Annotated in this window: 12 protein-coding genes; 4 read left to right on the top strand and 8 right to left on the bottom strand. The window is 40.1% G+C overall.

Annotated elements, in window-relative coordinates; genetic code table 11:
• Positions 1–19: 19 nt before the first annotated feature.
• Entirely contained in the window at positions 20–1582 is a 1563-nt protein-coding gene (locus tag EKM78_RS01310) for an MFS transporter (protein WP_125768229.1), read from the bottom strand.
• Between the two features lie 149 nt (positions 1583–1731).
• On the opposite strand from EKM78_RS01310, the gene EKM78_RS01315 reads away from it, so the two are divergent.
• On the top strand, positions 1732–2244 hold the full coding sequence (locus tag EKM78_RS01315; RefSeq protein ID WP_125768232.1) for a MarR family winged helix-turn-helix transcriptional regulator: 513 nt from the start codon (positions 1732–1734) through the stop codon (positions 2242–2244).
• Positions 2245–2493: 249 nt separating this feature from the next.
• Entirely contained in the window at positions 2494–3393 is a 900-nt protein-coding gene (locus EKM78_RS01320) for a DNA-3-methyladenine glycosylase 2 (RefSeq protein WP_125768235.1), read from the top strand.
• 77 nt (positions 3394–3470) lie between these two features.
• On the opposite strand, the gene EKM78_RS01325 is transcribed toward EKM78_RS01320, so the two are convergent.
• The 4 genes from EKM78_RS01325 to EKM78_RS01340 all read right to left on the bottom strand — a co-directional run bounded on the left by EKM78_RS01325 (position 3471) and on the right by EKM78_RS01340 (position 8376).
• Complete coding sequence (locus EKM78_RS01325) at positions 3471–4688, bottom strand: glycosyltransferase family 4 protein (protein ID WP_125768238.1); 1218 nt, start codon at positions 4686–4688, stop codon at positions 3471–3473.
• A gap of 4 nt (positions 4689–4692) precedes the next feature.
• The gene (locus EKM78_RS01330) at positions 4693–5628 is read right to left on the bottom strand and encodes an ABC transporter ATP-binding protein (protein ID WP_125768241.1); all 936 of its coding nucleotides are present in this window, start codon (positions 5626–5628) and stop codon (positions 4693–4695) included.
• Complete coding sequence (locus tag EKM78_RS01335; protein WP_125768244.1) at positions 5585–7249, bottom strand: ABC transporter permease; 1665 nt, start codon at positions 7247–7249, stop codon at positions 5585–5587. The genes EKM78_RS01330 and EKM78_RS01335 overlap by 44 nt, the downstream gene beginning before the upstream one ends.
• A gap of 71 nt (positions 7250–7320) precedes the next feature.
• Positions 7321–8376: an ABC transporter substrate-binding protein gene (locus EKM78_RS01340; protein WP_125768247.1), complete on the bottom strand. Its 1056-nt coding sequence runs from the start codon at positions 8374–8376 to the stop codon at positions 7321–7323.
• A 150-nt stretch (positions 8377–8526) separates the two neighbouring features.
• Between EKM78_RS01340 and EKM78_RS12390 the strand changes: the two genes are divergently transcribed.
• Positions 8527–8934 (top strand): hypothetical protein, encoded by a 408-nt coding sequence (locus EKM78_RS12390; RefSeq protein ID WP_164507137.1) that lies wholly within the window; start codon positions 8527–8529, stop codon positions 8932–8934.
• Between the two features lie 328 nt (positions 8935–9262).
• Here the strand turns inward: EKM78_RS12390 and EKM78_RS01345 are convergent, their stop codons facing one another.
• Both EKM78_RS01345 and EKM78_RS12395 read right to left on the bottom strand, forming a co-directional pair.
• The gene (locus EKM78_RS01345; protein WP_125768250.1) at positions 9263–10672 is read right to left on the bottom strand and encodes an amino acid permease; all 1410 of its coding nucleotides are present in this window, start codon (positions 10670–10672) and stop codon (positions 9263–9265) included.
• 246 nt (positions 10673–10918) lie between these two features.
• On the bottom strand, positions 10919–11083 hold the full coding sequence (locus EKM78_RS12395; RefSeq protein WP_164507138.1) for a hypothetical protein: 165 nt from the start codon (positions 11081–11083) through the stop codon (positions 10919–10921).
• A gap of 116 nt (positions 11084–11199) precedes the next feature.
• On the opposite strand from EKM78_RS12395, the gene EKM78_RS01350 reads away from it, so the two are divergent.
• On the top strand, positions 11200–11457 hold the full coding sequence (locus EKM78_RS01350; RefSeq protein ID WP_125768253.1) for a hypothetical protein: 258 nt from the start codon (positions 11200–11202) through the stop codon (positions 11455–11457).
• Between the two features lie 114 nt (positions 11458–11571).
• On the opposite strand, the gene EKM78_RS01355 is transcribed toward EKM78_RS01350, so the two are convergent.
• Positions 11572–12372, bottom strand: a complete 801-nt coding sequence (locus EKM78_RS01355) for an aldo/keto reductase (RefSeq protein ID WP_245994730.1) — start codon at positions 12370–12372, stop codon at positions 11572–11574.
• Positions 12373–12640: the final 268 nt, after the last annotated feature.

The raw sequence follows: 12640 nt of genomic DNA on the forward strand, positions 1-12640 counted from the left end.
GTTCGTTACTTACACTTGCTTATTTCTTATTAAGTTGACGTGGTTGATCTTTGATCAATAGTAAGGCTATTAATCCACCAACTCCTAGTAGGATGGCAATCACTATGTCTGCTTGATGCATTCCTTGATTGAATGCTTGGTAGACGATGGATTTTATTTGGTGAAAGGCTGGTTGGTTGCTGAAAGCTGCAGCTTTAGGATCGGAAAATATTTGTTGACCGGCAAAAGCTCCTGCTTTGTGGAGAGCCATAGTCAATTGATCGGTCATTTTGGTTGGTAAGCTAGTTATCCTGGACATGCCCGTGGTGATTTTTGAAGTATAACCATTAGTTATGCTTATACTTAGGATGACAATCCCAAATGAAATACCTACTTGCCGAAAGACATTGATGATCCCTGATGCCATGCCGATCTGTCTAGGTTCAACTGATCCCATAGCAGCATTGGAAATTGGCGGATTCAAGACGGCATTGCTGATTCCTAGGAGAATAAATCCGGGATATAAAGCGGCCCATTTAAAAGGCACTTTTAACATGGAGTTGATGACCAAGATTCCGATCGTACCAATGAATAGAGCAATACTGATCAACCAACGATTGCCAATTTTATCCGAAAGAGTCCCGGCAATTGGTCCTAAGATCAAAGTGAAGATACTTATTACTAACAATTTTAGACCAGTTTCAAAAGCTGAATAACCCATATAATTTTGCATTAAGATCGAAAGGTAAGTGAAAACGCCGTATAATCCGGCGCCTAAAGCAAATGCGGCAATGTTGGCGCCGACGAAGGTTCTTGATTTGAACAAGGACAATTCGATCAAAGGATTTTCAACTTTTGTTTCGACGATCAGGAAGAATATCAATGCAATCAAAGCTAAGCCAAACCAGCTTAAGATGTGTAGATTTAGCCATGTGTATTCGTAGTGAGATTCTTTTTGAATGAGTCCTAAAATGATGCCGAATACGAAAATGGAACTAGTTATCAATCCTAACCAATCTAGTTTTTTAGTATCTTGATGTTGGTTATCAGTGATGAAAATTGAGCCGAAGATAATGGCGATAAGGCCGATAGGAACATTGACCCAAAAAATCGATCTCCAGCCGAGGCTGTTTACGAGAATACCGCCAACTAATGGTCCGATCGAAACTGCCAGACCAACGGCACTGCTCCAAATTCCTAGTGCTAGACCTCTTTGCTTGTTAGGAAATGCAGAAGTGACGATCGATAGGGAAAGTGACATCATCGCTGCACCACCGATCCCTTGAAAGCCACGTGCTAAGTTTAACCAAGTATCATTTAATGAAAGACCGTTGGCAATTGAGCCCATGATAAAAATCAAGAGTCCACCTAAGAAGACTTTTTTACGTCCCAGTTTGTCACCTAATTTTGAAACAGGTAACAGCATGACCGCGTAAATCAATGTGTATGCATTCAAGACCCACTGCAATGAAGAAAAGGTTACCGAGAAACTTTTTTGAATATCCGGTAGCGCAACGCTCACGATAGTAATATCGAGCATAGCCATAAAGACTGCTAAACTAACGGTTCCCAAGACTAACCATTTAGATTTTGATTGTTGCATTATAATCGCTCCTTTGAGAAAAATAATCAGGTCTACCTGACTAAAGAGCATTATAAAGTGCCCCTTAGTAAAATACAACAATTTTATTCAGGCCTCCCTGAATTATCAAAAGAAAGAGGGTATAATACATTGTATGAGGGGTTGATATCATGACTGATATTTCTAGCCAAGGCAAGACAGCTGGCAAAATTATTGAATTTGAAATGTTACAAAACATAGCTGAGGATGATAACAAGCACGAAAGCGACTATAAAATGCTATTCCAAGGTCAGGGCAAAATTTTGCTGGCTTTGGTTGATACTGATGGAATTTCCCAGAAAGATCTCGTCGATCGGATCGATATGACACCACAATCAACGGCGGAGTTCGTTCGTAAGTTGGAAAGAAGAGGTCTGGTCACACGAGAGAAATCAATAACTGATAAACGTGTGACTTTGGTAAGATTAACTGACCGTGGACGAGCAGAAATTCAAAAAAGAACTCGTTCGATCCCAGAATATTTAAGAGTACTCAGTGATGACGAATTACAGCAATTCAATAATATTTTGGACAAGATCAACGGCCAGATGTACCGTGATATCAAAGATGCCGATCCAACTTTACAAAATAAATATCATCAATTCATGTTGAATCAAGTGCTGCATAAAATTCATCCAGATTAAACAAAATATTTTTCAAGGAGTTTCTCAAAGTATACTGGGAGACTTTTTTTGTGGAAACGAGTTACAGAAGATAGCGGCCTCCGGTTTAGCAACTGTAAGCAGGCACGGCTTTGCCACACCTTTGAGCTGCCAGTCCCTAAATCCTCAGCAGCTGAGCATCTTCTTTCACTCTCTTTTTTGTATTCAGAATCTTGTTAGTAACCATTATCCTTTAAAACAACTATAGTGGAAATTAAAGGAGGTCATATTTTGCGTGCAGATTTTGTTTTACCGGTACCGGCGATTTTTAGTTGGGCCAAGATCTTGAAATATTTACGGCGAGATCCTAATGAATTGGCTTATCGGATCGTTGGTCGGAGGATCCGGCGGGCCTTTGTGATCGATGGAAAGAAAGTGCTTTGCGAGATTATGTATCATCCACGATTGAAGACTATTTCGGTAACCATCTTGAATCAGGTTCAGGTAACGGAAAATATCCGTCAACAATTGCAGGATTTTGTAACGGAATGGTTTGACCTAGATCAGGATCTCTCAACTTTTTATGAGATGGCACAGACAGATCCTATTTTAAAAAAAGTCCTCAAAAAACAAGCTGGATTGCGTCTGGTAGGGATCCCCGATTTATTTGAAGCACTAGTTTGGGAGATCGTCGGTCAGGAAATCACGGTCAATTTTGCATTGTCGTTGAAGCAAAATTTTATCAAAAGATTTGGCCAAACAATCGATTTTCAAGATAGTACTTATTGGATCTTTCCTTCAGCTGAAATAGTTGCAGAAGCTAGCAAACAAGAATTGTTGGATCTGAAATTGACCAACCACAAGGCGGAGTATTTGCTCGATATTTCTAGCAAAATAGCTAGCGGTAACATGACTAAACAAGAATATCGCAAATATGACAACTTCGAAGATGCGGAAAAAGCAATGACTAAGATCAGAGGTATCGGACCTTGGACGGCAAATTGTATATTGATGTGTTGTATCAAACAGGGGGATGCTTTTCCCATGAATGATGTCGGACTGTTGAATGGTATCCAGACGCTTGAAAAAAGCAATCAAAAGCCGAGCAAAGAAAAAATGCTCCAGCTAAAAAAGCGCTGGGGCAATTGGTGTAGTTATGCCGTATTTTATATTTGGAATTATTTTTATTAAAGAGAGTTACTGTCACTAAAAAATAGTCTCAAAATAAAAAGCGATGAAATCTTGATTGATTTCATCGCTTTTGTAGTTCATTCTGCAGGATCTGGAGTAATAATGTCGTCAACAGTTTCGATCAACTGAGGCCAACTGCTATTCAAGATTTCTTTTTGGACTTCTTGTGTAAATTCAGGCTTTTCTTGAACGCCTAAGATTTGATCTTCGATGGCTAACTGCAAGCGGTCGTAAAATGCTGGTAAGTCCTCTTTGACGGGTTCATCTTGGTTGACAAGTCTTGGTAGGTCAACGTAACTAATATAGCCGCTGTCGTTGACTTTACTGCCAAGTTGCTCTTTCAAGTTATTGATATTAGTAACCACGACTCTTAAATCGCAGGCCAGTGCCTCAATAGCTCCTAATCCTAATCCTTCAAAATATGAAGGTAGGATAAAGATATCGAACTGGCGATATTTATCGGCTAGTTCTTGCTGATCTAAAACGTTATAAAATTGAATCTGCGGATTTGATAAATATGGATCTAAAATATTTTCGTTTTTATCAGAAATAGAACCGATCAAATGTAGGTCGACGTTAGGATATTTTTTACTGAGACGATCGAAAACCTTGAGCAAAGCAACAGTTCCCTTAGGCTTAGAAAGTTTGCCAGCATAGACTAAATCGATAGTATCTTTTTTCTCCTTGTGAGCAGGGTAGAAAATATTCGGATCGAAACCACCGCCGATGACGGTGATCTTTTCTTTCGGGATGCCGAAGGTATCGTGGAGTTCGTCAATCTGCTCATGACTTAATGCAAAGACCTGATTCAATTTATCTAGCTCAGTAACGTATTTTTGTTTTAGATCTGGATGCTGTTTGGCTTGACGCAGGTCAGTCCCGTGACAAAAGACGTAAGTGGGGATGTCTGGATATTCTTGGCAGATCAATGATGTTAAGAACCAGAGATGATGGCATAAGATGACGTCAGGTTTAAATTCAGTTACAGCTTTTTGCAAAGTCTCTTTAAAAGCATCTTGCCAAGATTCGATCATTTCTGGAGACATTTCCCCATAAACAGTGCTCTTATAAGGCATGACATCGCTCATTCCTGGTAGTGGAAAATCGCATTTTTCGTTAGGGAACTTTAATGGGTACTGATGATCTTTCGGAAGCGTTGTGTATTCGAAATCACCAAAGTAGCCATAGACACAAGCTTGTTCATACTTATATTTAAAGCCTTTGATCACATTTGAAAAATAAATGCCACTACCAGTCTTAGCCGGCAGTTGAGCTTGAACGTGTAATATCTTCATATAATTATCCCTCCATCTTATCGGTACGATAGGCCACATTGACGTGGTCACCGATCTTAAATTCTTGTCCTCTATTTAAACTAGTAACTTGATAATTCTTTCCTCGGTAGTCAAGTGCATAGTCGATCGTGGCACCTTGAAAAATTTTATTGGTGATAGTGCCGTCACCAGTTGGGTTTTTTGTTAATTCGATTTTTTCTGGACGAATGTACTCGTCATCAGTTACTTGATTGGAATCGCCGATGAATTTAAGCACGAATTCGTTCTTAGGGTGCGAATACAAGTCTTCACCGTTGGATATTTGTTGGATCCGACCTTGGTCCATGACGAGAATGCGATCACCGATGGCGAAGGCTTCTTGTTGGTCATGGGTGACGAAGATCATGGTGATATTGAGCTCATTTTGCAAGCGTCGCAGTTCTTGACGCATTTTGAGTCGCAATTTTTCGTCTAAGTTTGAAAAGGGTTCATCTAATAGTAGTAGCTGTGGTTCAACAATCAAGCTACGACCAAGGGCGACACGTTGCTGCTGGCCACCACTGAGGTCTTGGATCTTACTATTAGCGTAATCGTCTAGTTGCAAGAGATGCAACATTTTTTTAGCTTTAGCAGTTTTTTCTTGACGCGAAAGTTTTTGAAACTTTAAACCGTATGTCAAATTCTTGATAACGTTCATGTGTGGAAACAAGCTGTAAGACTGGAAAACAGTTGTGATATCGCGATTTTCTGGATCCAAGCTGGTGACATCTTGGTCGAGTAAAGTTACCGTTCCACCGTCAGTCGTAGTAAAGCCATTCAAGCAAGATAAGAGCGTACTTTTGCCACAACCGCTGGGACCGAGAACGACCAGGATCTCATTTTGTTTGACTTGAAACGACAGCGAGTGCAGGACTGTCTTATGATTGTACTTCTTGGTTAGATCTTTGACTTCTAAAAACATGTGACCAATCCCTTTCGCTTAGATTTATAATGCCGAAGACGATACCGGCGGCTATTAAGCAGATCAAAATTATCAGACAGGCAATGACTGAGGCGACTTGATATTGTCCTTGTTGAACTACGTCAAACATGACTAAAGTCATCATATTTTGACCGGGGTGAACTAAGAAAATAATCGACCCAATAGTGGTCATCGTACTGATAAATCCGTTCAAGAATGTCAGGGCAAAGCCATGTTTAGTCATAGGGAAGAAGACGTCGTTCCATTCATTGACGACTGTACCGCCTAAATCGTGGACCGTCTTGAAATAGGTCGGTTCGATCTGGTTAGTCGCCGCCTTGGCTGCTTTAGTCGCAAACGCCACTTGTTTGAAGATCACGTTGATGACGACGATGATAGCCGTCCCAGTGATTTGAAGCGGTGGTTTGGAAAAGGCGTACAAATAACCTAGTCCAAAAAACGTTCCCGGCAAAATATAAGGGAAGGTCCCGACCATTTCGATGAACTGCATCCATTTATTTTTTTTGACTTGGCTGTAGTAGATGATGAAAAAACTGATCAAACTACCGAGCAATCCAGCAATAATGCTGTACGATACCGTTCGTAAAATCGTATCGTTCAAGTATGGGCCGGTTTGCAATATGGGCTGGAGCGAGAAGTGAAATTTTCCCATGAATTTTTCGGAGACCGCATTCAAGACGATCGATCCATATTGCAAGATCAATGCGATGTAGAAGAAAATTGACAAGACCGAAGATATCCAGAAGAAGGCACCTTTTTTGGGAAGTGGGAAAGGCGATTGGCCACCGGAATTCTCGTGTCCCTGAGTTGTGACGATCCGGTCGTATTTAATGTAGAGAAAAAAACCGATCAGTGCGGGGATCGCCAAGGTGATGTTGATCAAAGCTGCTTGATGAATGTCGCCCATGCTGATGACAGCTAAATATCCTTCACTTGCTAAAACTTTGTAACTTCCGCCAATGATCGTAGGTGTTTGAAAGTCAGCTAGACTACGGATGAAACTGATCAAGGCAACCACGATCAAACCTGGTCGCAGTAAGGGGATGATGATATCTTTAATGATCGAGTCGACTTTGGCACCGAGTGAACGGGCACTGTTGATCAGACTAGGTTCTAATTGATTGATCAAACCGATCAAAACGAGTGCGTTCAATGATGTAAAACTCAAAGCTTCCATCAAAATGATCCCTTGCGGTCCGTAAGGGTTGATGGTCAATTGTAGTAAATCATGCGTGATCATGCCTCGCCGTCCGAATAAAGTAATATAGGCAAGCGACGTAACGAATGGTGGTGAGACCATGGTGATCAAGAGGATCAGACGCAAGATCTGTTGCCATTTTTTAGAGATGAAGACGAAGATCAAGGTCACAGCGGTGGACAGTACCGTCGACAAGATCATGGTTGTAATTGCGATGAAGAGCGAGTTTTTCGTTAGGTCGAGATTGTTAACGAAAAAGTCGAAAAAAGTTTGTCCGGGTTCATTGAATGATTCAATAAAAATACTTAAATACGGATATAAGATAAACACTAAAATACTTAAGGATAAAACGATGAAGACGATCAAATTGATAGTTTTACTGCCGAAATGCTTTTTTGCCATCGTTTCCCCCTCTGATTAAAAAAACCGAGACATCTGTGAAGAAATATCTCGGTTTAGTGATTACAATGTAATTATTTGTCTCCAACCATGTCAGACCATTTGTTTAATACTGCTGTACGGTCAGAACCAAATGTAGATAGATTTTCTTTCATCAAATCTTTTTTATTTAGACCGAGATCGAGGCCTTTAACACCAGGCATGATGATCTGGTCTGTATCTTTACCGTCTAATTTAGCTAATTCTTTCATGTTCTTTGGTTCAAGCATGAAGTCGATGAAGGCTTCGGCAACTTTCTTACCAGGAGCATTCTTAAAGACAGCAACACCTTCTGGTACCCAAGGAATACCGTCTTTAGGATAAACCACTGTTAAGTCGTTTTGTTTTGCTGAATCAAAGGCCATCTTATCGACCGGGATGATCCCAATGCCGAATTCGCCAGAAGCGGTTTTTTCTTGTGGATCTTTTCCACGTTTACCGTAGAAACTAATGTTGTCATTGACTTTGTTCCAGTATTCCCAACCTGCTTTTTCCCCTTTTTGGTCGATAATACCTTTGACGATGGCATACATAGTTCCTGAAACGGCAGGATCACTCATAATGATTTCGCCTTTATACTTGCTGTCAGCTAAGTCAGCCCAAGTCTTTGGAACTGGCAAATTCTTTTCTTTCAATACCTTTTTGTTAACGACGAAGCCACCAACTGTAAGCCCCTTTGATAACCAGTAGCCGTCTTTGTCACGGTATTGTGAGTCGATTTTTTTAACGGAGCTTGATTGATACTTTTCAAGTTGTCCGTCAGTTTTAGCTTGCATGAAGGCATCGAGACCGCCACCGAACCAAAGGTCAGCCATAGGCTTGCTCTTGTCGGCCTTCATTCTTGCCAAAACTTCACCACTAGACATTGATAAAACTTTAACTTTAGCGCCGGTTTGCTTGCTAAATTTATCGAATAGTGGCTGATAAGCATCAGAAGTTGCGACGACGTTCATGGTCTTGCCTTTGAACTGTTGCGAACTTTTGGTGTCGTTACTGCTGCTGTCTTTTGAGCTGTTGTTTCCGCAGGCTGTTACTACTAGTAAGGCCATTAGAAAGACTGCTAAAAGACCGATTTTTTTAATCGCTTTCATTCCCCTTGTATCCCCCTTTGAATAAATACAATATAAATTGTAGCCGAAATAAAATGTTAGTACAATAATTTTGTTAAGAATGTAACATTATTATTGTGGTGGTTTGTTGGGTGGGGGTTCATTGCCGGTTCTGTGGGAGGGTTCCGGGAATTGCGACCGTGGAACGCCATGGGCACCACTTTGAGCTATCCGAAGAAAACCGCTTCGGACATCTCAAAGCTGGGCCTTCCACTAAGCTCCTTCGTCGCCAAGTGGAATTTCATGGCTGACGGTCAAATTCCCTTCACCCTCCCACAGAACCTAGGTTTTCACAAAATTATTGAGTTGGTGGGAGAGAAGTCCTGTTGCTTTGGTAGGGTAAGGTTGATGTTGTGGTCTGGAGAGGTCGTTGATACTCTACTTGTGGCTATTGTTGTTTCCAAAAATCGGATAGGGTATACGACTTTAGGTAGATGTTTCTTCTTGTATTTTTTGATTTGCAAAATCTTAGGGCAAGTTCAAGCGTTAGAGGAAGTTCATTATGATGAATATTTAGTAGATATAACCACTCAGGCCTAAAACCGTAAGAATTGTTAAGTACAGAAATTTTGAATTTAGCAATCAAAATCGATATAGATAAGTACCGTCCTTACCCACTAGAAAGTTAATGATTCACTATCTTAGGTTTTGAGAGGGTGGAGGAAATTCGCTGTCAACTGTGAAATTGTTGTTGGCGATTTTATCGCCTACAACAAGGTTCGTATTGGAGATGTCCGGGTGAATTTCCCGGATAGCTTCAATCGACGCCCACAGCGTTCCACAGCGAAATTTCCGGAACCCTCTCAAAACCGGCAATGAACATCAAAAAAAAAAAGAGACCAGAATAATTTTCTGATCTCTATCTTGATTAATCTTCTTCGACTTGACTGTTACTTTCTCCAACTTCAGCATTGTTATGCTTTCTTTCTCTAATGAAATAAATTGCTGTCATTACGATCAAGAATACAACGCCGACTAGTAATGATGCTGTTGTTTCTGGATTTAGAAACATGAATACTAAAATTACTAGTAGGGCGGCGATTGATAAATAATTGCTGATTGGATACCAAGGCATGGTGAAGGGATGGTTTTCTAGTAGGTGCTTATTTTGCTTTCTGAATCTTAGTTGGCTGATCAAAATGACGAACCATGGGACCATTCCTGGTAGGACACTGGAACTGTAGACGATTACGAAGATGTTACTTGATGTGTGTAATAGTGCTGGTAAGGCGTAGTTCAATAGTAATCCGATCAAGATCCCGGCGGAAATGGCGATTACTGGGATGTATGGTACTTTGTGGCGTGATACTTTGGTAAATGCTTTTGGTAAGTGTTTTTCTATACCTAGTGTGTAGAGCATTCTACTGGAACTGAAGATTCCTGAATTACAGCCTGACATAGCAGCTGTTAACATGACGAAGTTGATGATCATGGCTGCAGTTGTGATACCAACTTTGGCGAAGGTTTCTACGAATGGTGAGCCAATTGTGCCTAATTTATTCCAAGGGTAGATCGAAACGATAACGAAAATCGCACCAATGTAAAAAATCAAAATTCTACCAACGATCGAGCGAATGGCTTTTACGATGTTGTTTTGTGGGTCTTCAGCTTCACCGGCAGTAATACCGATAACTTCGATTCCCTGATATGAGGCAACAACGATGGAAAGGGCGAAGATAAAGCCTTTTAATCCACCGGTGAAGAAACCACCGTTGACCCAAAGATTGCTGATACCGACTGGGTGTCCATGATTTCCGACACCGAAGATGATGACTAATAATCCTAAGATGATCATTAAAATAATTGTGATGACTTTGATCAAAGCAAACCAGAATTCTAGTTCACCGTAAGCTTTTACAGAAGTTAAATTAGCGATACAAAGAGTAACAACGACTACTACTCCGGCGATCCATTGAGGAATATTTGGCCACCAGAAGGCTAAATAAGTACCAACGGCAATAACTTCACTGATCCCAACGACTAAATATTGAAAGACGTTGCTCCATGCTGTTAAATACCCAACTACCGGATGAATGTATTCAGTAGCGTATTTGGCAAATGAACCGGTGGAAGGATCGACGTAGAGCATCTCCCCTAAGGCTCTCATAACCATGTATAAGATCAATCCTGCAAGTCCATAAGCGAGCAATACCGAAGGACCTGTCCATTTAATAGTAGAAGCTGATCCCATAAAGAGACCAACACCGATAGTTCCTCCCAGTGCAATCATCTGCATTTGTCTGGAAGATAAACTACGTTTAAGTGATTCTTGTTCCATGAAAATTCTCCCCAGAGTGTTCACGATTCGTAAACACATGTTTATTAATTTGGGGTATATCTTACACTTTTCAAAAAAAATAGCAATTCAATTTTATAAAATTTATCAAGAAAACGCATCAAAAGCTCTTTTTTTAGAGTGATAGTTATAAATAATTGAAAAAAGCGAAAGACAAGTGTTCATATTTTGAGAACAGATGTGTATTGTAAAAAAAATAACCTGTATCTTCAATTAAGAAGATGCCGGTTATTTTTGTTTGAAATAAATGATGGAGCCGATTGCTAAAAATAAAAATCCACAAATCAAGGTCATATCGAAGGTATCGGATTTTACATGTGATAAGTGAAGTATTATCGATCCAACGAATAGGATCAAAGCAATGATGAATGCGACAAGAGCCGATTTTTTCATAAAAATTCACTCCCATATTTTAAAATGGTATTTATAAAAAAACATAAAATAAACGTCGTATCATTTTTGGAAAGCGCGTGCTATATTTAACCCAGCAAAATTTCAGGGGAAAAGAAATGAGAAACCAGCTCAATCTGACAATGCTGTTGATCTGTGGGATATTTATAGTTATAGTTTCAGCCGGGGTCCACATTTTGGACGCGTCGCCAGCTGAAGATAAAGTTGAAACTATTACTGAGATCAAGCGCAAGAAAGAAATCAAGAAAAGAATCAAAGAAGAACTAGTTACAGTCAAATCTGACAGTGTCGACGGACCCAAGATAAAGGATTCGGCTGATCAACAAAATTCAAGTCCTATAGTGCATATGCCTTAGGGCTTTTTGTTTGGCAATTTTCGTTAATTTTCGGCGACTGAACAGTGGGAGTCCACGCTCTTTATATTGGAAACGAGTTACGCCACACAGTGGGACTACACCATCTTTATTTTCCTAAATGCTTTCGAGGGGTTCTTCGTGGTCTGGTTTTGGATAGATCGAGTCGAGTAATTCTAATTCATCGGCGGTAAAGTCGACGTCGATTGCTTGTAAATTGGAGACGAAGTGGTCGGGATTGCTGGACTTTGGAATGCTTAAGACTTCGCCACTGCGAATGCACCAAGCTAACAATAGTTGGAAGATGGAGATCCCTTTGGATGCGGCGACGTCGCCGACTTCGTCTTTTAAGTTTAAGAAGTCATTGTTGTCCGAGCCAAATGGTGAGTAGCCGACAAAGTCAATGTTGTGTTCTTTTTGATACGGTAAGAGTGAGAATTCAACGCCACGACTAGTTAGGTTGTATAGGTCTTCGTTGATTTGACAATTCTCACCGTTTGGGACAGCAGCTAATTCTTTCATATCATCAGTGCTAAAGTTGGAAACGCCCCAGCTTCTGATCAAGCCTTCTTTTTTAACGGCTTCTAGACCGGCAACTGTTTCAGCGAGTGGAGTTTGACCACGCCAATGTAATAAATAAGAGTCAAGATAGTCAGTACCCAAGCGTTTGAGACTTTTTTCGAGGCTTTCTTTGATCAATTCCGGAGTAGCGTGGTAAGGATAAAATTTCGAAATGATCTGAAATTTTTCACGGTCAAAATTTTTAATTGCACGACCGACGGCTTTTTCAGCTTTACCGTTGCCGTACATTTCAGCAGTATCGATTACGTTGATCCCGTGATTGAGACCATATTTTAGTATTTCGATTTCTTTTTGTGTTTTTAACAAGTCGCCTTCACCGATACGCCAAGTTCCCATGCCGATGATGGAACTCTCTCGGTTATTGAATGTAATTGTTTTCAAAAAGTTTACCTCCAAAGTGAAATTATATTTTAAAAGTATCATTTTAATTGTATTATTCCAAATGATTACGCATGATTTTTGATTTAAATGTAGATCTTCGAAATTTAACTAAGTTCGATTTTTGAGAATACAGACCAAAATATACAAAAAATTATTAATAATATTGGTCGTTTAATACAAATGACCAATGTAAAATGATATTCGAGATGAGAATCTCAGATAT

Origin of the sequence: Companilactobacillus furfuricola, assembly GCF_003946325.1 — a bacterium.
GTDB classification, from domain to species: domain Bacteria; phylum Bacillota; class Bacilli; order Lactobacillales; family Lactobacillaceae; genus Companilactobacillus; species Companilactobacillus furfuricola.

Coding starts and splice junctions, on each gene's coding strand:
- EKM78_RS01315 (WP_125768232.1), top strand. CDS start 1,732: ATGACTGATATTTCTAGCCAAGGCAAGACAGCTGGCAAAATTATTGAA.
- EKM78_RS01330 (WP_125768241.1), bottom strand. CDS start 5,628: ATGTTTTTAGAAGTCAAAGATCTAACCAAGAAGTACAATCATAAGACA.
- EKM78_RS12395 (WP_164507138.1), bottom strand. CDS start 11,083: ATGAAAAAATCGGCTCTTGTCGCATTCATCATTGCTTTGATCCTATTC.
- EKM78_RS01350 (WP_125768253.1), top strand. CDS start 11,200: ATGAGAAACCAGCTCAATCTGACAATGCTGTTGATCTGTGGGATATTT.
- EKM78_RS01335 (WP_125768244.1), bottom strand. CDS start 7,249: ATGGCAAAAAAGCATTTCGGCAGTAAAACTATCAATTTGATCGTCTTC.
- EKM78_RS01310 (WP_125768229.1), bottom strand. CDS start 1,582: ATGCAACAATCAAAATCTAAATGGTTAGTCTTGGGAACCGTTAGTTTA.
- EKM78_RS01340 (WP_125768247.1), bottom strand. CDS start 8,376: ATGAAAGCGATTAAAAAAATCGGTCTTTTAGCAGTCTTTCTAATGGCC.
- EKM78_RS01355 (WP_245994730.1), bottom strand. CDS start 12,372: ATGGGAACTTGGCGTATCGGTGAAGGCGACTTGTTAAAAACACAAAAA.
- EKM78_RS01325 (WP_125768238.1), bottom strand. CDS start 4,688: ATGAAGATATTACACGTTCAAGCTCAACTGCCGGCTAAGACTGGTAGT.
- EKM78_RS01345 (WP_125768250.1), bottom strand. CDS start 10,672: ATGGAACAAGAATCACTTAAACGTAGTTTATCTTCCAGACAAATGCAG.